We start from the raw sequence: 19041 nt of genomic DNA, 5'->3' as shown, positions 1-19041 counted from the left end.
CGGCCGACGAGCCGCCCTGGGGGGCATCCGACGATCCGGGCTGGCAGCCGCACGGCGAGGGCGGCTATGGCACGCAGCGCAGGCCCCCCTTCCGCAAGAACGGAGACTGGAAGGGCGGGTGGAAGAAAAAGGATGCCGCGCCCTGGCCCCCCCAGCCGCGCCTGCCGGGCACGCCCAGCGCCAGCCGAGCCGACCACGCCGCACGGCTGCTGCTGTCGCACATGGCGTTTCTGGAAGAGCTCACCCCTGAAGACCACGCCGCTCTGGGCACCCAGCCTGCCCCGCACGGCCCGCTTTTCGTATGGCTGGAGGGACAGTTCCACGAGCACGGCCCCCGGGCCTGGGCCCTCTTGCGCGAAAGCCTGCGCGGCCACCCCTGTGAAGACCTGGCGGTGAAGGTGATGACCGGATCGCACGCCCAGACCGAGGGCGACCTGCACGAGCTGCGGCTGGAGCTGCGCGACCTGCTCAACCGCATGCTCGTCGAAAACATCAAGGCGCAGCAAAAGGCCCTGATCCAGCAGGCAGCCCAGGATCCGACAGCACTTGAGCGCTACCGCGCGCTGGAGCAGCGGCGCATCGCGCTGCAAGGCATTGCTCCCCGCAGCCCTTGAAATGGCCCCGCCCGGTATAATGTAGGGTTTATCGGCAAGAGCGACAGCAGCACCTCCGAGCCGGGCCACCGTGACAAACGCGCACCTATGCGCTGATGGGCCCACTTATCGCAAGGACTGCACACCAAATGTTCGCCCAGACATCTTGCCCCTGAGGTTCGCCCTCCAGCTGCATCAGCCCCGCTTTTGCAGTGCCACCCGCGCCGGGATCTGTGGCGCTTGCGTTTTCTTTGTGTCCGTTTTTGATTCTGAGGTTGCACATGCCCGCTCAAAAGTCCGCGAAGCCGCTCAAGCCTGCCCCAGGCCCCGCTGCGAAGGCTGTTTCCAAAACCGCCGCCAAAGCAACGGCCAAGGTCGCGCCCACCAAGGCCGCAGCCTCCGCCCCTGCCCCGGCAGCCAAGAAAGTGAAAACTGTGTCCGTGAAAAGTTCTGCCGAGTTGACCAAAGCCGCCGATGAATTGCTGAAGAAGAAGCCTGCCCGCGCCAAGGCCGCCACGCCCGAGGGCGACGAAGCCCCCAAGAAGCGCCCCGGCCGCCCGGCCAAGGCTGCCGGCAGCGCCGAGGCCAAGGCGCCGGCCAAGCGGGGCCGCAAGCCCAAGGCGGCTGGTGAAGAAGGCGGTGACGACGCAGACCTGTCCGACATCGAAGCCGACCTCGAAGGCGAAGCCGAGCCCGAGGCCGAAGCCGCCCCCACGGCCGAAAAGGTCAAGCCGCTGCGCATGAAGATCAGCAAGGCCAAGGAACGGGCCTTGATGAAGGAATTCGGCCTGGACGAGACTGTCCTGTCCGAGGAAGACCTCGCCAAGCGCCGCTCGCGCCTGAAGACCCTGATCAAGCTCGGCAAGACGCGCGGCTACCTCACGCACGTTGAAATCTCCGACCACCTGCCCGACAAGCTGGTCGATGCCGAAACCCTCGAGGCCGTCATCACCACGCTGAACGACCTGGGCGTGGCCGTGTACGAGCAGACGCCCGACGCAGAGGCGCTGATCATCACCGACAACGCCCCCAGCGGCGCCACCGAGGAAGAAGCCGAAGAAGCCGCCGAAGCCGCGCTGTCCACCGTAGACAGCGAATTCGGCCGCACCACCGACCCCGTGCGCATGTACATGCGCGAAATGGGCACCGTGGAGCTGCTGACGCGCGAAGGCGAAATCGAAATCGCCAAGCGCATCGAAGGCGGCCTGATGGCCATGATGGAGGCGATCAGCGCATCGCCCGCCACCATCGCCGAGATCCTGAACATGGGCGAGGAAATCCGCGAGGGCAAGGTCGTCATCTCGACCATCGTGGACGGCTTCTCCAACCCCAATGAGGCCGACGACTATGTGGCCGAAGAAGACTTTGACGAGTTCGACGAAGCCGACGATGACGACGGCAAGGGCGGCTCCAAGGCGCTGACCAAGAAGCTCGAAGAACTCAAGAAGCAGGCGCTCGAGCGCTTCGACAAGCTGCGCGAGCTGTTCGAGAAGGTCCACAAGGTCTACGACAAGGAAGGCTACGGCACGCCCGCCTACGTGAAGGCCCAGACAGCCCTGTCGGAAGAGCTGATGACCATCCGCTTCACGGCCAAGACCATCGAGAAGCTGTGCGACATGGTGCGCGGCCAGGTGGACGATGTGCGCAAGAAGGAGCGCGAACTGCGCCGCATCATCGTGGACAAGTGCGGCATGCCCCAGGAAACCTTCATCAAGGATTTCCCGCCCAACCTGCTGAACCTCAAGTGGGTGGAAAAGCAGGCGGCCGCCGGCAAGCCATGGTCGGCCGTCATGGCGCGCAACATTCCGCCCATCCAGGATCTGCAGCAGAAGCTGGCCGACCTGCAGTCGCGCGTCGTGGTGCCGCTGGCCGAACTCAAGGGCATCAACAAGCGCATGAACGAAGGTGAAGCCACCTCGCGCGATGCCAAGAAGGAAATGATCGAGGCCAACCTGCGCCTCGTGATCTCGATCGCCAAGAAGTACACCAACCGCGGCCTGCAGTTCCTGGACCTGATCCAGGAAGGCAACATCGGCCTGATGAAGGCGGTGGACAAGTTCGAATACCGCCGCGGTTACAAGTTCTCGACCTATGCGACGTGGTGGATCCGTCAGGCCATCACAAGGAGCATTGCCGACCAGGCGCGCACCATCCGCATCCCGGTGCACATGATCGAGACGATCAACAAGATGAACCGCATCAGCCGCCAGCACTTGCAAGAGTTTGGCTTTGAGCCCGATGCGTCCATCCTGGCGGCCAAGATGGAGATCCCCGAGGACAAGATCCGCAAGATCATGAAGATCGCCAAAGAGCCGATCTCCATGGAAACGCCGATCGGCGACGACGACGACAGCCACCTGGGCGATTTCATCGAGGACGGCGCCAACACCGCCCCCATCGAAGCCGCCATGCAGGCCGGCCTGCGCGACGTGGTCAAGGACATCCTCGATGGCCTGACCCCTCGCGAAGCCAAGGTGCTGCGCATGCGCTTCGGTATCGAAATGACCAGCGACCACACGCTGGAAGAAGTGGGCAAGCAGTTTGACGTGACCCGCGAGCGCATTCGCCAGATAGAAGCCAAGGCGCTGCGCAAGCTCAAGCACCCCTCGCGCTCGGACAAGCTGCGCAGCTTCATCGATTCGCTGTAAGCGAACCGCCGCCCCTCGCCAGGGGCGGGACAGGACCTCGTGCCAACGCCCCAGCCACCGCCACGGTGCTGGGGCATTTTTTTGGGCAATCGCTCCGTGGTATTTGGGCCGGACCTGGGCGGGCTCGGCGGGGCCGGAGTGCCCTGCGGGGAGCGTGGTCGAACAGCAGGCTCACGGAAGCGGCTCGGGCAGGTTTCGCGGAGGTCGCACGGGGCCCCCGCCCGCAGCAGGCGCAGCCCCGCCTTGCGCGCCCATCGCGGCACCTTGGATGAATCAAGCCGGCCTGTGGCCTGTCGCCCTGCCAAAGCGGGCGTACCGGGTGCGCTGGGGCGCAACCCGCAACCCGCAACCCGCAACCCGCAACCCGCAACCCGCAACCAGAGCATTCGAACGGACACCGCACCCGGCTCGAATCACACGCATTCGCAGGCGCGCGCCGCAGTGCCCGCCGCCGGGCGGGCGGGCGGCGGGCACTGCATGCAAGGCCCGCCCCCCGGCCCCTTCCGGTCTTTGCCATCCTGCCGCTGCAGACCGGCCGCATGAACAACGCGCCAACATCGCCTCGCAGCGCCGGACCTGCGCCCCCCCCACATGCCACTTCAACGAACGCGCGCAAGGACTCGAGCAGCGGTGGCTCTCGTTTCTACGGATTCTTAAGAAAATAGGCTGTGGCGCTTTTCCAGTATGGTTTTCTTGCTATCTATTCAAGAGTATTCAATCGAGCTTCAGACCCGCTTGCTTTACCAGCTTGGCCATGCGGCCGACTTCGGTGCGGAAGAACGCGGCCGTAGCGTCGGGGGGCGGGCTGTTCAACTGGTAGCCCTGCGCCAGCAGGGCATCGCGCACTTCCGGCACCGCCACGGCACTGCGCACCCCCTGGTAGGCGCGCTCGACCTCGGCCTTGGGCAGGCCGGCTGGCCCGACAACGGCCACCCATCCGTCCAGCACATACTGCGGCAGGCCCTGCTCGGCAATCGTCGGCAGTTCGGGCAGAAGCGGCGAGCGGGTGCTGGACGACAAACCGATGGCCCGCAGCGCGCCCGCCTTCACGTGGGGTGCCGCAACCGCAATGGCGATGAACGCCATCTGGATCTGCCCGCCCAGCACATCAGCCGTCAGCGGACCCATGCCCCGGTAGGGAATGTGCTTGATGTCCACCTGGGCTTCGTGCACGAACATCTCAGCGGCCAGGTGCAGGATGGTGCCGTTGCCCGACGATCCGTAGTTCAATGCCCCGGGCTGTGCCTTGGCCAGGGCCACCAGTTCGCGCACGTTCCTGGCGGCCACCGACGGATGGGCCACCAGCACGAATGGCGTGGCGCCGATCATGGTGATGGGCGTGATGTCGTCCACGGCGTCATAGGGAATGTTCTTGAACACGCTGGGGTTCACCACATGGTTGTTCGACACCATGCCCAGCACCGAGCCATCCCTGGGCGCCTTGACGATCATCGAGGTGCCCGTGATGCCCCCCGCGCCCGGGTAGTTCTCGACCACCGCCGGACGCCCCAGGGCCTTGCCGAGGCTGGGGGCAATCACGCGGGCCACGCCATCCACGCCCGAGCCTGCGCTCACGGGCAGCACCATGCGCAGCGGCTTGTCGGAGCCCTGGGCCCATGCCAGCGCGGGCGCCAAGGCGCCGGCCACCACGCTGCCCAGCAGGGTGCGGCGGACAATGCCGTGGCCGCGCGGAGCGGGGGCCGAAATTTGAAGAGAGGGCAGATGCTTCATGGTTTGTCTCCGTCGTTGTCTCTGTCGTTTTCTATGTCACGCCATCGCAGTGCGGCTGCCGGGGCGGCGTTGCCGATAGGCACCCGGCGCATGGACCTGGTGGACCCGTTGCGCCAGGGCCACTCAGGCGACGGCGCCCTCGGCCTGTAGCGCCAGCACCTGCTCCGGCGAGTAGCCCAACTGTTCCATCAGCTCGGCCGTGTGCTGCCCCAGCACCGGTGGTTGCAGCCGCACCCCCAGCCGCTGGCCGTCCATGCGCAGCGGGAACAGCGTGGTGCGCGCCGTCTGCCCTGCCCGCTCGCCGTCGGGCAGCGTGATGTCGACCAGGCCGCCAGTGGCGTTCAGGTGGGGGTCATCGAACAGCTGCTCGGGGCGTGAGATAGGGGCAAACGGCAGGCCGTGCTTTTCAAAAATGGCCGCCAGTTCGGCGGCGCTGTGCGAGGCCAGGCGGCGGCGCAGGTCGGGCATGAGCGTGGAACGGGCGCGCACGCGGTCGTTGTTGGTGGCCAGGAGCGGATCGGCCTTGAGGTCGGCATAGCCCATGGCATCGCAGAAGGTGGTCCACTGCGCATCGCTCACGGCGGCAAGAAAGATCTGCTCGTCGTCCTTCACGCTGAAGACGTCGTACAGCGCCCACGACGAGATGCGGTCGGGCATGGGGGCGGCGGGCTGGCCGGTGACGGCGTACTGCATCATGTGCTGCCCCACCAGGAACACGTTGTTTTCGAACAAGGCCGAATCCACCTCCTGCCCGCGCCCGGTGATGCCGCGCTGCATCAGCGCCGCCATGGCGCCGATGGCGCCAAACATGCCGCCCATGATGTCGTTCACGCTGGTGCCCGCGCGCAAGGGGTCGCCGGGGCGCCCGGTCATGTAGGCCAGGCCGCCCATCATCTGCACCACCTCGTCGAGCGCCGTGCGGTGCTCGTACGGCCCGGGCAGGAAGCCGGTGTGGTTCACGTAGACCAGGCGCGGGTTCACCTGGCTCAGCGCCGCATAGTCGAGCCCGTATTTCGCCATCACGCCCGGCTTGAAGTTCTGGGCTACCACGTCGGCCGAGGCCGCGAGCTTGCGCGCCGCTTCCAGCCCTGCGGGGCTGCGCAAGTCGATGGCGATGCTCTTCTTGTTGCGGTTGAACATGGGAAAGAAGCCCGCGCCCGCCCCCAGAAGGTGGCGCGTGCGGTCGCCCTCCACGGGCTCGACCTTGATGACCTCGGCGCCCAGGTCGGCCAGCACCATGCCGCAGGTGGGGCCCATGACCATGTGGGTGAATTCGATCACGCGCAAGCCCGCCAGGGGCAAGGGACGCGAAGCGGACTCGGGCGAAGCGGAAGAGGCAGGCGAGGCGGAAGACGGATGATCAAAAGTCATGGGGATCACGATACGGGATTCACAAGGGCTGTGCAGTCAAGGTGGCAGGAGCGTTTGCCACGGCGGCGGCCAGTGCCCGCGGCAACCCTGCCTGCCAGAGCGTGCCATGCAGGGTTTCGCCCGCCAGCCAATCGGCCATGCGCTGGCGCAGAACGAGCAGCGCCGGCACGTCGATGCCGGTGTCCACGCCCATGCGCTCCAGCATGAAGGCCAGGTCTTCGGTTGCGACATTGCCGCTGGCGCCGGGGGCGTGCGGGCAGCCACCAATGCCTGCCAGGCACGCGTCGAAGCGCGCAATGCCCGTCTGCCAGGCCGCGTAGACATTTGCCAGCCCCATGCCACGGGTGTCGTGAAAGTGGGCGCACCACAGGCGTTCGCCCACCAGGGCGCGGGCCTTTTCAAACAGGCGCTGCACACTGGCGGGGTCGGCAAAGCCCACGGTATCGGCCAGGCTGACGCGGTCGGCCCCGGCATCGAGCAGGGCCTGCATGAGCCGCAGCACCTCGCCTTCGGCCACCTCACCTTGCAGCGTGCAGCCAAAGGCCGTGCCCACCCCACCCTCGATCAGGGTGCGGCTGCCGGTGGCGTCGCGCTGGGCACGGATGCGGGCGACCTCCGCCACCACCTCATCGGGTGTCTTGCGCAGGTTGGCCAGGCTGTGGGCATGGCTGGCGGACAGCGGCACGACCATCAGGTCGGCCCCGTGCTCCAGTGCGCGCTCGGCGCCCTTGAAGTTGGGCACCAGCACCGAGGCCCGCAGGCCCGGCAGGGTTTGGGCATGGGCCAGCACCTCGGCGGTGTCGGCCAGTTGCGGCAGCAGGCGCGCCGGCACGAACGACCCCACCTCGATCTCGCGCTGGCCGGCGGCATAGGCCGCATCGAGCCACTCGATCTTGCGGGCCGTGGGCAGCACAGTGGCAATGCTCTGCAGGCCGTCGCGCAGCCCGACTTCGCGGACAACCGCCCTGCCGGGGCCGGGCTTTGTGGGCAACGATGGAAAAAATGGGGACATGAATGTCTTTGGTGGATGGGTCTGACGAATTCTAGAAATTCCCAGCACCATCAGAAAATACATTCAGGAACGCCTAAGATTCCCAAATGGAAAAACACAACCCACCATGCCGTGCGCAACCTTGACCTGCTGACCCTGCGGCTCTTTGCCGCCGTCTGCGAGCAGCGCAGCATCACCCGCGTGGCCGAGCAGGAGGCCATCGTCGGCTCGGCCATCAGCAAGCGCCTGGCCCAGCTCGAAGACACCGTAGGCACCGCACTGCTGGTACGCAAGCGGCGCGGTGTGGCACCCACGCCGGCAGGTGAGACCTTGCTGGAACACGCGCGCACCATGTTGGCCAGCGTAGGCCAGATCGAGCGCGACATGGCTGCCTACGCCACCGGTATCCGGGGCCACGTGCGCATGCTGGTGACGGCCTCGGTGATGGCCGAATCGCTGGCCGACGACGTGGCTGCATTCCTGCAACAACCGGCCCACCGGGATATCCAGGTGAGCATGGAAGAGCGCGTGAGCCCGGACGTGGTGCAAGGCATCCGCGACGGCAGCGCATCCATCGGCATCTGCTGGGATGCCGCCGACCTGTCGGGGCTGGAAACCTGCGCCTACCGCAGCGACCACCTCGCCATCGTGGCCCATGAAAACCACCCCGTGGCGCGAGCCATGTCGGTCTCGTTTGCCGACGTGCTGGGCCACGAGTTCGTCAGCATGCCGGCGCTCAGCGCCGTCCAGGTGCTGCTGGCACGGGCGGCAGCCGTGCAGGGCAAAACACTGGCGCACCGGGTCCTGGTGTCCAATTTCGATGCAGCGCTGCGCGTGGTGAGCGCCAACCTTGCCATCAGCGTGGTGCCCCGCGAAGTGGCCGAGCCCTTTGCGCGCACGGCGCCGGTGCGCATCATTGCGCTGAGTGACGGCTGGGCGCAGCGGCGCTTTGCGATCTGCTATCGCAGCAGCCACGGACTGAGCCCGTGCGCGCGGCTGCTGGTGGACCACCTGGCCCTTGCGGAGCGCGCTGCAGTGCCCGCCTGATTGCGAGCGTTGCGCACGCCCCGTGGAGCCATTGCAGCCGCCAATTCCGCCGACTGACCCCCGTCCATTGCTGCGCCTGCCGGGGGTGCAAAACCCGACCAACGCAACGGCCCTGCAACGCTCGGATGCGTGGCCCTGCCCTGTCGCCCACCGCAGGCGCTGCGAGGTAACTGCGAGTGCGGGCCCGTTGCCGGGGCCTGTCCGATTCCAGTGCGCAGCGCGCCGCTGCGCCCACAGATCGCGCGGCCATGGCCGCGTGGCCCGCATGCAACACTTTGTAATGATTTAGGGCTTTTCCGGATGCGGCGCCTGTGCCTCATGCGTTTTGAGCTACCAAACTTGTAGCAAAATAGGTTCCGCGCTATAGTCGCAGCGCCCATCGCAGACGGCGCCCGGGCGCCGCCCGAACTTTGACCCAACACTCGCGCCAGGAGAAGCAGCCATGAGCTCCAAAGAAAATGCCGCCATCAACCAGTTGTTTGAACGGCTCGAATGCCGTTATGCACTGCGCGTGTTGTGGGCCCTGCGAGATGGGCACCCGCAAACCTTCCGCTTGCTGCAGGACAGCGTGGGCGGCATCACGCCCAACACGCTGAACACCCGCATCAAGGAATTGCGCGAAGCCGGCTTTGTCGACCACGGCAGCGACGGCTACACCGTGACGCCATCAGGCTCCGACCTGCTCAAGCGCCTGAGCGACGTGCAGGCTTTCGCCACCCGCTGGGTGGCCGGCCGCGCCAAGAAATAAGGCTGCGAGGCCAGCGCGGCGCGCACCCCTCCGGCACAGGTCGGGGCGGGTCTGCCCCTCAGGTTCAGAAACAGCTTCTGGCGCGCTATCCACCTGCGCAGGAAGCTATTTATTCAATAGCAAACAAGGAATTTTATGGCACTGACCACCACCGCATCCGGCCTGCAATACGAAGACACCACCGTGGGCACCGGTGCCGAAGCCACCAAGGGCAACCAGGTGACGGTGCATTACACCGGCTGGCTCTACAAGGACGGCGAGCAAGGCGCCAAGTTCGACTCCAGCCGCGACCGCAATGACCCCTTCGCTTTCTCGCTGGGCGCGGGCATGGTCATCAAGGGCTGGGATGAAGGCGTGCAGGGCATGAAGATCGGCGGCCAGCGCACGCTGATCATCCCGGCGGCTCTGGGCTACGGCGCGCGCGGCGCGGGCGGCGTGATCCCCCCCAACGCCACGTTGAAGTTCGACGTGGAACTGCTGGGCGTGCGCTGAGCGGGCCCCCCTGGCACTCTCCCAAGGCGGCCGTTAAGGCCGCTTTTTTGTTGCTGGCCACAAAATCTCTTTTTGCATGCAGCGTGACCAGCCGGCGTACGAGACCGGTGGCCATCGACGTTCGACGTTCCATGCTCGGCATTGGGTATTTGACGCAGTGCCTCTGCATAAGCCCAGCCCACCAGATCACCCTGCCAAAGGCATGCGCGAAATGTGCGTCCAATGACCGTGGCGCGCCAGTTGCGCACCATGGCAGGCATCAACCGAACAGGGCCTGCTCCAGCCGGGCGAACTTGGCGTCCCCCACCGCCTCGCGGATCTTGGGTGCCAGCGCAGCCAGATCGTCGAAGCTGCCAGCGCCCTCCACCGCCAGATTCAGGCGAAAGCCGCGCAGGCCCATGCCCGAGGTCAATTCAGTGGCGATGGGGTAGGCAGCCTGGTAACGCTCCATGGCCGAGCGGCCGCTGATTTCGTCCGACAGCTCAAGCGCTGGCGATGCCTCACCCACCGAGGCAAAATCCAAGGGGGCTGCCGCCTGCCCCGCCGCTGGCGCGAGCAGCCCTTGATCGATCATGGCCTGCACATCCGCCTGCGCGATGCCCATGGCGGAGGTGGCTGCCAGCACATCCGCGGTGGTTCGTTTGCCATCGAACAGGATGAATGCCGTGCGCTGGCGCGACGTCAGGCCACCGTGCCGATCCTTGAGGGCCTCCTGTCCAGCTTGGGTTTTAACCAGTAGCATGCGCCTCCTTCAAAGCAACGGTTGCGCGGCACCGGCGGTGGTCGCAACCTTTTGAAACAGTCTCGCATGTTTGCCAACCCTTGGGAATGCGGGTTTCTGCCCGCCCCGCAGGCTTCCGCTGAAGGCCTGCGGCAATGCCGAAGCACATGGCATGTCCCTGGTGCGGAATGTGCCACGCTGCGGGTATGCTGATTCCAAAAACTGCTTGGTTCAGGTGCTATGCCGGCTCGGCAGAACGCTGCAACAGCCCGCGCTGTGGGGCCTGACGTCACATTTCCGAGCGCACGGCCGGCAACGGAGGCGCCGGGCGCGTGATGCGGCTGACCACCGCAGCCACAACCAAACCGGTAGGCACGCCGAACACCCCGGCAGAAATGGGCTGGATTCCGAACCACAGGCCGTCGGCCAGCAGCCAGCCTGCCCATGCGCGCATGGCGGGCACATGCGACAGCATGTAGTACACGGCAATGCCCAGCCCCGCCAGCATGCCGGCCACCGCGCCCTGGCGCGTCGTGCCGCGCCAGAAGATGCCCAGCACCATGACCGGCACAAAGGCCGAAGCGGCCAGTGAAAACGATGCCGACACCAGTGGCAGTATTTCTGAGGGCTTGAGCGCGGCCACAAACGCCGCCGCCAGCGCCACGGACAGCAGCGTGAACTTGGTCAGGATGACGCGCTGCTCGGGCGATGCCTCGCGCGGCGCGCCCCGGTAGTAGAGGTCGCGCACCAGCGCGTTGCTGATGGTGAGCAGCAGGCCATCGGCCGTGGACAGCGCCGCGGCCAACCCGCCCGCCGCCACCAGGCCCGACACCACGTAGGGCAGCCCCCCCAGTTCAGGCGTTGCGAGCATGATGAGGTCGGCACCCAGACGGATTTCGCCAAACTGCACCAGTCCATCGCCGTTCACGTCCTCCACCGATAGCAGCGAAGCGTCCACACGGGCCCATTGCGCCATCCAGTTGGGCAGGGTCTCGAAGCTGCTGCCCACGAGGTTTTGCATCACCTCGAACTTCACCAGCACCGCGAGCGCCGGCGCGCTGAGGTACAGCAGCGCGATGAAGAACAGCGACCACGCCACCGAAGACCGTGCTGCGGCCACGGAAGGCGCCGTGTAGTAGCGCGTGAGCAGGTGCGGCAGCCCCGCCGTGCCCACCATCAGGCAGAACATGAGCGCCAGAAAATTGCGGCGCGCCAGTTCGTACTCGGCCCGCTCGTGCGGCGTGCCATCGGGGTTGCCCGCATAGGCCTGGCTGTGCAGCGGCAGCCCCCCCAGGGGACGCGCGCGCTCGTAGTTCTCGCGCATCTCGCGCGTCCAGCGCTCGCGGGCGGATGCCGCATCGCGCGGCAGCGCCACCAGCTCGCGGCTGGCCGACACGATGAGCCCCACCTCGGCATTCTGCGCGCGCAGGGCCCGGATGCGCTCACGCCCTTTCTCGCGCTCGCGCTCCAGCGCCCCTTCCACATCCTTGAGACGCTCTTCGTAATCCTGTGCACGGCGCAGGTAGGCCACCACCACCTGGTGCTCGGCGGGCGAATCGAGCAGATGCTCTTCCATGTCGGCAATCTTGCCAAGCTGGGCACCGTAGACCACGGGCGCGAGCGGATTGCCCAGCTGCTTGTAGGCCAGCCACGACACCGGGATCAGGAAGGCCAGCAGCACCACCACGTACTGCGCCACCTGCGTCCAGGTGATGGCGCGCATGCCCCCCAAAAACGAGCACAGCAGCACGCCGCCCAGCCCCAGCATGATGCCGATCTCGAACTGCACCCCCGTCAGGCGAGAGGCAATCAGGCCCACCCCGTAGATCTGGGCCACCACATAGGTGAAAGAGCACAGCACCGCGGCCAGCGCGGCGATGATGCGCGGCCAGCGCCCGCCAAAGCGCACGTGGAAGAAATCGGGCACGGTGTACAGCCCCATGGCGCGCAGGTGTGGAGCAATCAGCAGTGCCACCAGACAGAAACCACCCGTCCAGCCCAGCAGGTACGCCAGACCGCCCGACTGGCCAGGCGTGCCCGAAAAACCCTGCAGATACAACGCACCCGACAGGCTGATGAACGACGCCGCACTCATCCAGTCGGCCGCCGCCGCCATGCCGTTGTAAACAGGCGGAATGCGCCGGCCCGCCACGTAATATTCCTCGGGATCGGTCGTGCGGCCATAGACGCCGATGCCCGCGTACACCATCACCGTGAGAAAAAGAAAGATCGGGCCGATCCAGTGCCTCGACAGCCCCTGCTGCTCGGCCCAAGCCATCAGGGCCAGAAACGCCACCACCCCCACCACATAAAGCGTGAAGATGCGGTGCAGGCGCCACAGGTAGGCCTTGTCGTCGTCGCCCTGCCCGGGCGTCGGCTCAGCCATGGGGCTCCGACGCGTTGGTCCGCGCGGCGTCCTGCCGCTCGAAGCGGTTCATGGCCCAGCAATAGGCCACGACGATGGCGATGAACATCAGCACGGCCCCTTGCGCGGCAATCCAGAAACCCAGGGGCCATCCACGCACCACCCAGGCCTGCAGGTCACGGGCGAAGAAAGCGGCCACGAAGGACACCAGGGCCCACAACACGAGCAGCCCCGCCTTCAGCCAGAGGTGGCGCGCGTCGTGCATGTCTGGCGGAAAAGGGCCCGCCAGTTCGGGTTCGGCGGATTTCGGGGGCCGCATCCGGTGGTGCTTCGCAAACACGGTTGAAAACGGCCCCCGCTGCGCTCAACGGGCGAGTTGCTGCCAGGTGTCGATCACGCTGTCGGGGTTGAGCGAGATCGACGAGATGCCTTCCTTGGCCAGCCACTGTGCAAAGTCAGGGTGGTCGCTGGGGCCCTGGCCACAGATGCCGATGTACTTGCCCTGCGCCAGGCAAGCCTTGATGGCCTGGTGGATCAGCGTTTCGACGGCCGGATCGCGCTCGTCAAAATCCTGCGCCAGCAACTCCAGGCCCGAGTCACGGTCCAGGCCCAGGGTGAGCTGGGTCAGGTCGTTGGAGCCGATGGAGAAGCCGTCGAAGAACTCCAGGAAGCGCTCGGCCAGGATGGCGTTGCTGGGCACCTCGCACATCATGATGACCTTGAGGTCGTCCTTGCCGCGTTGCAGGCCGTGCAAGGCCAGCAGCTTGGTCACGCGCTCGGCCTGGCCCAGCGTGCGCACAAACGGCACCATCACCTGCACGTTGGTCAGGCCCATGTCGTTGCGCACACGCTTGAGCGCTTCGCACTCCATGGCAAAGGCCTCGCCAAAATCTGCGCTGATGTAGCGCGCAGCGCCGCGGAAACCCAGCATCGGGTTCTCTTCCTCGGGCTCGTAGCGGCTGCCGCCGATGAGCTTGCGGTACTCGTTGGACTTGAAGTCCGACAGGCGCACGATGACAGGCTTGGGCCAGAAGGCGGCGGCAATGGTGGCCACGCCTTCGGCCACCTTGTCCACGTAGAAGGCGCGGGGCGATGCATGGCCACGGGCCACGGATTCCACGGCTTTCTTCAGGTCGGCGTCGATCTGGGGGTAGTCCAGGATCGCCTTGGGGTGCACACCGATGTTGTTGTTGATGATGAACTCCAGCCGCGCCAGGCCCACGCCTTCATTCGGCAGCTGGGCAAAGTCAAACGCCAGCTGGGGATTGCCCACGTTCATCATGATCTTGGTCTTGATGGGGGGCATCTCGCCACGCTGCACTTCGGTCACTTCGGTTTCGAGCAGGCCGTCATAGATCTTGCCCGTGTCGCCCTCGGAGCAGCTCACCGTGACCAGCGTGCCATCCTTCAGGCGCTCGGTCGCGTCGCCACAGCCCACCACGGCCGGAATACCCAGCTCGCGCGCGATGATGGCAGCGTGACAGGTGCGGCCACCGCGGTTGGTGACGATGGCACTGGCGCGCTTCATCACGGGCTCCCAGTTGGGGTCGGTCATGTCGGTCACCAGCACGTCACCGGGCTGCACCTTGTCCATCTCGCTGATGTTGTGCACGATGCGGACCGGGCCCGTGCCGATCTTCTGGCCAATGGCACGGCCCTCGGCCAACACGGCGCCGTGGCCCTTGAGCTTGTAGCGCAGTTCAGCCTGGCCCTTGGCCTGGCTCTTCACCGTTTCGGGGCGGGCCTGCAGGATGTAAAGCAGGCCGTCTTCGCCGTCCTTGCCCCATTCGATGTCCATGGGGCGGCCATAGTGCTGTTCGATGACCACGGCATAGTGCGCCAGTTGCTCGACATCGGCATCGGTGAGCGAATAGCGGTTGCGCTGCTCGGTGGGCACATCGGTGGTCTTGATGAGCTTGCCCGTGCTGGCCTTCTCGTCGGCGGTGGCAAACACCATCTGGATGAGCTTGCTGCCCAGGTTGCGGCGAATCACGGCCTGCTTGCCAGCCTTGAGCATGGGCTTGTGCACGTAGAACTCGTCGGGATTGACGGCACCCTGCACCACCGTCTCGCCCAGGCCGTAGCTGCTGGTGATGAATACCACGTCTTCAAAGCCCGATTCGGTATCGATGGTGAACATCACGCCAGCGGCGCCCAGATCGGAACGCACCATGCGCTGCACACCGGCCGACAGGGCCACCACGTCGTGGGCGAAGCCCTTGTGCACGCGGTAGCTGATGGCGCGGTCGTTGTAGAGGGAGGCGAACACCTCCTTCATCTTGTGCAGCACCTCGTCGATGCCGTGCACGTTCAAAAATGTCTCTTGCTGGCCAGCAAACGAGGCATCGGGCAGGTCTTCGGCCGTGGCGGAAGAGCGCACGGCAAAACTGGCGTGCGGATTGCCCGCAGACAGGCGCGCGAATTCCTCGCGGATGGCCTGCTCCAGATCGGCAGGGAAAGGCTGGGCCTCGACCATGGCGCGGATCTCGGCGCCCACTGCGGCCAGGGCGCGCACATCCTCGGTATCGAGCGCGGCCAGCTTCGCGCTGATCCGCTCTGCCAGGCCTGCGTGGGCCAGGAACGCGCGAAACGCGTGTGCCGTGGTGGCAAAGCCCGTGGGAACCCGCACGCCGTGCGGCAGTTGCGAGATCATTTCGCCGAGGGAGGCGTTTTTGCCGCCAACCGCCTCGACGTCGGTCATTCTCAGGTTTTCAAACGGTACGACCAGGGCGGTCGGGCTGAAAAGTGCAGACATGGGAAAGCTCCAGAAGTTGAAACCGGGTCTGCGCGCCCGCCCCCTGGGAGCGTTGGGCGAGCGGCCATGCACGGGCTGCAGCTTTGTCGTTGTGGTTGTGGGCCGACCGGGTGCATGGTGAGAATTGGATAATTGACACAATTGTAGGCGTGCCGCACTGGCGACAGCCTGACGCTCTTGAAAAGGCCCCCATGCACTCACGCACCGTATTCTTTGTCTCTGACGGCACCGGCATCACCGCCGAAACATTCGGCAACGCCATCCTGGCCCAGTTCGAGCTCGTGCCGCGACGCGTGCGCCTGCCATTCGTGGACACCGTGGACAAGGCCCACCAGGCGGTGCGCCAGATCAACCACACCGCCGAGCTGGAGGGCAAAAAGCCCATCGTTTTCACCACGCTCGTGAACATGGAAGTGCTCAAGGTCATCCAGGACGGCTGCAAGGGCATGCTGCTGGACATGTTCGGCACCTTCGTGCACCCGCTCGAAAAAGAACTGGGCATCAAGTCGCACCACCGTGTGGGCCGTTTCAGCGACGTGAGCCGCAGCAAGGAATACACCGACCGCATCGAGGCCATCAATTTCAGCCTGGCGCACGACGACGGCCAGAGCCACCGCGACCTCGCCGGCGCCGACGTGATCCTGGTGGGCGTGAGCCGCAGCGGCAAGACCCCTACAAGCCTCTACCTGGCGATGCAGCATGGCCTGAAGGCTGCCAACTACCCGCTGATCCCCGAAGACTTCGACCGCCGCCAGCTGCCCCCCGCGCTGATGGAGTTTCGCAAGAAGATCTTCGGCCTGACGATAAGCCCCGAGCGCCTGTCCGAAATCCGCAGCGAACGCCGCCCCGACTCGCGCTACGCCAGCCTGGAGAACTGCCGCCACGAGGTGGCCGAGGCCGAGGCCATGATGCGCCGCGCCGGCATCCGCTGGCTGTCCACCACCACGAAATCCATCGAAGAAATCGCCACCACCATCCTGCAGGAACTGCAGCCAGACCGGCTGGTGTATTGACACGTCCCTGCCCGGGGCCCGCGCAGCGCGCCAGACTGCGCTGCCGTGCACCAGGTGGCGGTAATCAAGCGTTGCCTCCGCGGGGGCTTGACCCCATCCGTTTTTTTGCGCGTTGGACGAACCCGCGGTTGCCGCCCAGAGCCTTGCGACGGGTGGGCTGCGCCATCGCGGGTGGGCACGGGGCCGAGGCGGCTGAACAGGCACTGGCCGCATGCGGTCCATGCCGCGCTTTTTAAGGCTTACTGAACCACAGCCCTTTACAGACGGTCGTCAGAAGCTATCAATAAATGAGCAATAGCCACGTGCAGCGTGGCGCGCATCACCATGCCAGCCTCGGGCTGGGCTGGGCTGGGCTGGGAGTCCACCATCTTTTGACCTATGGACGGGCTGCCCGGGGCCTCACGCCCTCACGCCAGACCGAGTTTGGTGCCCACTCGCACCCGTCAACCCCCTGCATGCAGCTGGACCAGGCGCTGGCGCAAGGCTTCCGCAGCGGGGCCCAGCACGCGGTCGCGCCGCTGCAGCAATCCCAGCGTACGCCAGAGATCGGGTTCGATCAGCGGCACGCCGCAAACCTGGGGGTGCTCGGCCGGCAGCGCCAGTTGCGGCAGCACGGCCAGGCCCAGCCCGGCCTCCACCAGGGCCAGCGCTCCGGCAACGTGGTTGCACTCGTACCACGCCACCGGTTGCTGGGGCAGATCGGCCGTGGCCTGGTCCAAGAGCAGCCGGTTGCTGCTGTCGCGTGAGACGGACACCAGGCGCTGCCCCGCCAGTTCGGCCCAGGCCACATCCTTGCGCCCGGCCCAGCGGTGCCCCCGCTGCATTGCCAGGACATAGCGCTCGCGCATCAGCGCCTCGAAACGCAGTGCCGACTCCTGGCTGCCGGTAAAGCTCAGCCCGAAATCGGCGTCTCCCCGCACCACGGCGTCGAGCACCTGGCTGGCGCTTTCGTCCATGACGTGCACCTGCACCTCCGGCTGCGCCACCGCAAAGGCCCGCAGAACCCGGGGCAGCAGATGGCTCGCCACCGAGGGGATGCAGGCAATCGCCACTCGTCCGCGGCGAAGATGGACCTGGTCGTTCACGCGCTGCACCGCCTCGTCCAGGCCCACCAGGGCCGCGCGCGCCTCGTGCAAAAACTCCTGCCCCACGGCGGTCAGTTCCACGCTGCGGGTCGTGCGCTCCAACAACCGCACGCCCAGAGCCACCTCCAGCCGCTCGACGCGGCGGCTCAGGGCTGGAGCCGACAGGCACAGGGCTTCGGCCGCCAGGCGAAAGCTCGCCTTCTCTGCGGTGACCACGAATGCCTGCAGTTCACCCAGATCGAATTTGATGCGCAGCATGCAATAGTCCCGTCATAAATTGCAATTCACAGATTATTGCGTGCTACCTAGACTGGCTTCCTTTCGCAAGGCCGACCGTGCATCGGCCACTTCTGGAATCCACCATGCAACGACGTCATCTGATCGTGGCCGCCACCCTGGCGACCAGCCTCCCCCTGGTCCACACGGCCGCCCAGGCCCAGGACTTTCCTCCCAAGAAGCCCGTGACCCTGGTGGTCGGCTTTGCCGCAGGCGGTTCAGCGGACATCGCGGCGCGGTTGATCGCCAAAAAGCTGGGCGAGAACATCGGCCAGAGCGTGGTGGTGGACAACAAGCCGGGTGCGGGGGGCAACCTGGCCCACACCCAGGTGGCCACGGGCCCCTCGGACGGCTCGGTATTGCTGTTCGGCTCCATCGGCCCGCTCAGCATCGCACCCCATTTCATGAGCGTCCGCTACGACCCGCTGAAGGATCTGGCCCCCATCACCATGGGCGTGAGCTTCCCCAACGTGCTGGTGGTGCCGGCCAGCACCGGCATCAAGACCCTGGGCGAATTCGTCGCCAAGGCCAGGCGCGAGCCAGGCAAGTTCGACTTTGCTTCCACCGGCCCCGGCTCGGCGGCCCATCTGGCCGGCGAACTGCTCAACGACGTTGCCAAGATCGACACCCTGCACGTGCCCTACAAGGGCGGCGCCCCTGCGCTGCAGGACGTACTGGGAGGGCGCGTGACCGCGTTTTATGCAGCGCCCCCCACCGCACTGCCCCACATCGAGTCGGGCAAGCTCATTCCTTTGGCCACCACCGGACTGACGCGTCCTGCCTACCTGCCCAACGTGCCCACGGTGGCCGAGACCTTCCCCGGATTCAACGCCACGAACTGGTACGCCTTCGTGGCTTCGGCCAAGACACCCAAGCCCTTGCTGGACCGCTGGAATACCGAACTGGTGAAGGTACTCAACACCCCCGAGGTGCGTGACAGCCTGCTCAAGCACGGCCAGACCGCATCGCCCAGCACCCGCGAAGAACTGGGCAAATTCATCGCCTCTGAATACAGCAAGTGGGGCCGCATCATCCGCGATCGCAAGATCACCGCCGACTGACACGGCGGCCTGCACCCCCGACTACAACAACCAGGAGACAAGACATGCAACCCTTCAAGCCAGCCACTGTGAACCCCACCGGAATGCCCCGCCGCCGGGCGCTGAGCGCCCTGCTGGGCGCCGCGCTGAGCCTGGGCCTGGCCC

At 66.0% G+C, this 19041-nt stretch carries 14 protein-coding genes and 1 pseudogene; 7 read left to right on the top strand and 8 right to left on the bottom strand.

What is annotated here, in order from left to right:
• Together ACDELDRAFT_RS10315 and rpoD are read left to right on the top strand one after the other, a co-directional pair.
• A pseudogene (locus ACDELDRAFT_RS10315) lies at nucleotides 1-614 on the top strand (DNA primase); the annotation flags it as partial.
• Between the two features lie 260 nt (nucleotides 615-874).
• Nucleotides 875-3241, top strand: a complete 2367-nt coding sequence (gene rpoD / locus ACDELDRAFT_RS10310) for an RNA polymerase sigma factor RpoD (protein ID WP_005796318.1) — start codon at nucleotides 875-877, stop codon at nucleotides 3239-3241.
• A gap of 714 nt (nucleotides 3242-3955) precedes the next feature.
• On the opposite strand, the gene ACDELDRAFT_RS10305 is transcribed toward rpoD, so the two are convergent.
• The 3 genes from ACDELDRAFT_RS10305 to ACDELDRAFT_RS10295 all read right to left on the bottom strand — a co-directional run bounded on the left by ACDELDRAFT_RS10305 (nucleotide 3956) and on the right by ACDELDRAFT_RS10295 (nucleotide 7355).
• Complete coding sequence (locus ACDELDRAFT_RS10305; protein ID WP_005796317.1) at nucleotides 3956-4972, bottom strand: Bug family tripartite tricarboxylate transporter substrate binding protein; 1017 nt, start codon at nucleotides 4970-4972, stop codon at nucleotides 3956-3958.
• A gap of 123 nt (nucleotides 4973-5095) precedes the next feature.
• Entirely contained in the window at nucleotides 5096-6343 is a 1248-nt protein-coding gene (locus ACDELDRAFT_RS10300) for a CaiB/BaiF CoA transferase family protein (RefSeq protein ID WP_005796316.1), read from the bottom strand.
• A gap of 19 nt (nucleotides 6344-6362) precedes the next feature.
• On the bottom strand, nucleotides 6363-7355 hold the full coding sequence (locus ACDELDRAFT_RS10295) for a hydroxymethylglutaryl-CoA lyase (protein WP_040328744.1): 993 nt from the start codon (nucleotides 7353-7355) through the stop codon (nucleotides 6363-6365).
• Nucleotides 7356-7466: 111 nt separating this feature from the next.
• Between ACDELDRAFT_RS10295 and ACDELDRAFT_RS10290 the strand changes: the two genes are divergently transcribed.
• The 3 genes from ACDELDRAFT_RS10290 (at nucleotide 7467) to ACDELDRAFT_RS10280 (ending at nucleotide 9621) form a co-directional block, all read left to right on the top strand.
• Nucleotides 7467-8381: a LysR family transcriptional regulator gene (locus tag ACDELDRAFT_RS10290; RefSeq protein WP_005796314.1), complete on the top strand. Its 915-nt coding sequence runs from the start codon at nucleotides 7467-7469 to the stop codon at nucleotides 8379-8381.
• Between the two features lie 442 nt (nucleotides 8382-8823).
• Nucleotides 8824-9129 carry a winged helix-turn-helix transcriptional regulator gene (locus tag ACDELDRAFT_RS10285; RefSeq protein ID WP_005796313.1) on the top strand — a complete coding sequence of 102 codons (306 nt, stop codon included), beginning with the start codon at nucleotides 8824-8826 and terminating at the stop codon, nucleotides 9127-9129.
• Between the two features lie 135 nt (nucleotides 9130-9264).
• Nucleotides 9265-9621: an FKBP-type peptidyl-prolyl cis-trans isomerase gene (locus ACDELDRAFT_RS10280; protein ID WP_005796312.1), complete on the top strand. Its 357-nt coding sequence runs from the start codon at nucleotides 9265-9267 to the stop codon at nucleotides 9619-9621.
• Nucleotides 9622-9880: 259 nt separating this feature from the next.
• Here ACDELDRAFT_RS10280 and ACDELDRAFT_RS10275 read toward each other — a convergent pair whose 3' ends face one another.
• The 4 genes from ACDELDRAFT_RS10275 to ppsA all read right to left on the bottom strand — a co-directional run bounded on the left by ACDELDRAFT_RS10275 (nucleotide 9881) and on the right by ppsA (nucleotide 15462).
• Nucleotides 9881-10363: a hypothetical protein gene (locus tag ACDELDRAFT_RS10275; RefSeq protein ID WP_005796311.1), complete on the bottom strand. Its 483-nt coding sequence runs from the start codon at nucleotides 10361-10363 to the stop codon at nucleotides 9881-9883.
• Nucleotides 10364-10631: 268 nt separating this feature from the next.
• On the bottom strand, nucleotides 10632-12728 hold the full coding sequence (locus ACDELDRAFT_RS10270; RefSeq protein WP_005796310.1) for a VC_2705 family sodium/solute symporter: 2097 nt from the start codon (nucleotides 12726-12728) through the stop codon (nucleotides 10632-10634).
• Nucleotides 12721-13026, bottom strand: a complete 306-nt coding sequence (locus tag ACDELDRAFT_RS10265; protein WP_005796309.1) for a DUF4212 domain-containing protein — start codon at nucleotides 13024-13026, stop codon at nucleotides 12721-12723. The genes ACDELDRAFT_RS10270 and ACDELDRAFT_RS10265 overlap by 8 nt, the downstream gene beginning before the upstream one ends.
• A 45-nt stretch (nucleotides 13027-13071) precedes the next feature.
• Nucleotides 13072-15462, bottom strand: a complete 2391-nt coding sequence (gene ppsA / locus ACDELDRAFT_RS10260) for a phosphoenolpyruvate synthase (RefSeq protein WP_005796307.1) — start codon at nucleotides 15460-15462, stop codon at nucleotides 13072-13074.
• Nucleotides 15463-15653: 191 nt separating this feature from the next.
• Here ppsA and ppsR point away from each other — a divergent pair, with 191 nt between their 5' ends.
• Complete coding sequence (gene ppsR, locus ACDELDRAFT_RS10255) at nucleotides 15654-16475, top strand: posphoenolpyruvate synthetase regulatory kinase/phosphorylase PpsR (protein ID WP_005796306.1); 822 nt, start codon at nucleotides 15654-15656, stop codon at nucleotides 16473-16475.
• A 443-nt stretch (nucleotides 16476-16918) separates the two neighbouring features.
• On the opposite strand, the gene ACDELDRAFT_RS10250 is transcribed toward ppsR, so the two are convergent.
• The gene (locus ACDELDRAFT_RS10250) at nucleotides 16919-17818 is read right to left on the bottom strand and encodes a LysR family transcriptional regulator (RefSeq protein WP_005796304.1); all 900 of its coding nucleotides are present in this window, start codon (nucleotides 17816-17818) and stop codon (nucleotides 16919-16921) included.
• 104 nt (nucleotides 17819-17922) lie between these two features.
• On the opposite strand from ACDELDRAFT_RS10250, the gene ACDELDRAFT_RS10245 reads away from it, so the two are divergent.
• Entirely contained in the window at nucleotides 17923-18897 is a 975-nt protein-coding gene (locus ACDELDRAFT_RS10245) for a Bug family tripartite tricarboxylate transporter substrate binding protein (protein WP_005796303.1), read from the top strand.
• Nucleotides 18898-19041 lie beyond the last annotated feature (144 nt).

Source organism: Acidovorax delafieldii 2AN (genome assembly GCF_000175235.1).
GTDB classification, from domain to species: domain Bacteria; phylum Pseudomonadota; class Gammaproteobacteria; order Burkholderiales; family Burkholderiaceae_C; genus Acidovorax; species Acidovorax delafieldii_B.
Note: the sequence above shows the minus strand (reverse complement) of the source record. Positions and strands in the feature narration are given on the sequence as shown.

Excerpts from the sequence above, each read along its gene's own strand:
- rpoD (WP_005796318.1), top strand. The coding sequence starts at position 875 with ATGCCCGCTCAAAAGTCCGCGAAGCCGCTCAAGCCTGCCCCAGGCCCC.
- ACDELDRAFT_RS10295 (WP_040328744.1), bottom strand. The coding sequence starts at position 7,355 with ATGTCCCCATTTTTTCCATCGTTGCCCACAAAGCCCGGCCCCGGCAGG.
- ppsA (WP_005796307.1), bottom strand. The coding sequence starts at position 15,462 with ATGTCTGCACTTTTCAGCCCGACCGCCCTGGTCGTACCGTTTGAAAAC.
- ACDELDRAFT_RS10305 (WP_005796317.1), bottom strand. The coding sequence starts at position 4,972 with ATGAAGCATCTGCCCTCTCTTCAAATTTCGGCCCCCGCTCCGCGCGGC.
- ACDELDRAFT_RS10265 (WP_005796309.1), bottom strand. The coding sequence starts at position 13,026 with ATGCGGCCCCCGAAATCCGCCGAACCCGAACTGGCGGGCCCTTTTCCG.
- ACDELDRAFT_RS10270 (WP_005796310.1), bottom strand. The coding sequence starts at position 12,728 with ATGGCTGAGCCGACGCCCGGGCAGGGCGACGACGACAAGGCCTACCTG.
- ACDELDRAFT_RS10280 (WP_005796312.1), top strand. The coding sequence starts at position 9,265 with ATGGCACTGACCACCACCGCATCCGGCCTGCAATACGAAGACACCACC.
- ACDELDRAFT_RS10245 (WP_005796303.1), top strand. The coding sequence starts at position 17,923 with ATGCAACGACGTCATCTGATCGTGGCCGCCACCCTGGCGACCAGCCTC.
- ppsR (WP_005796306.1), top strand. The coding sequence starts at position 15,654 with ATGCACTCACGCACCGTATTCTTTGTCTCTGACGGCACCGGCATCACC.
- ACDELDRAFT_RS10250 (WP_005796304.1), bottom strand. The coding sequence starts at position 17,818 with ATGCTGCGCATCAAATTCGATCTGGGTGAACTGCAGGCATTCGTGGTC.
- ACDELDRAFT_RS10275 (WP_005796311.1), bottom strand. The coding sequence starts at position 10,363 with ATGCTACTGGTTAAAACCCAAGCTGGACAGGAGGCCCTCAAGGATCGG.
- ACDELDRAFT_RS10300 (WP_005796316.1), bottom strand. The coding sequence starts at position 6,343 with ATGACTTTTGATCATCCGTCTTCCGCCTCGCCTGCCTCTTCCGCTTCG.
- ACDELDRAFT_RS10285 (WP_005796313.1), top strand. The coding sequence starts at position 8,824 with ATGAGCTCCAAAGAAAATGCCGCCATCAACCAGTTGTTTGAACGGCTC.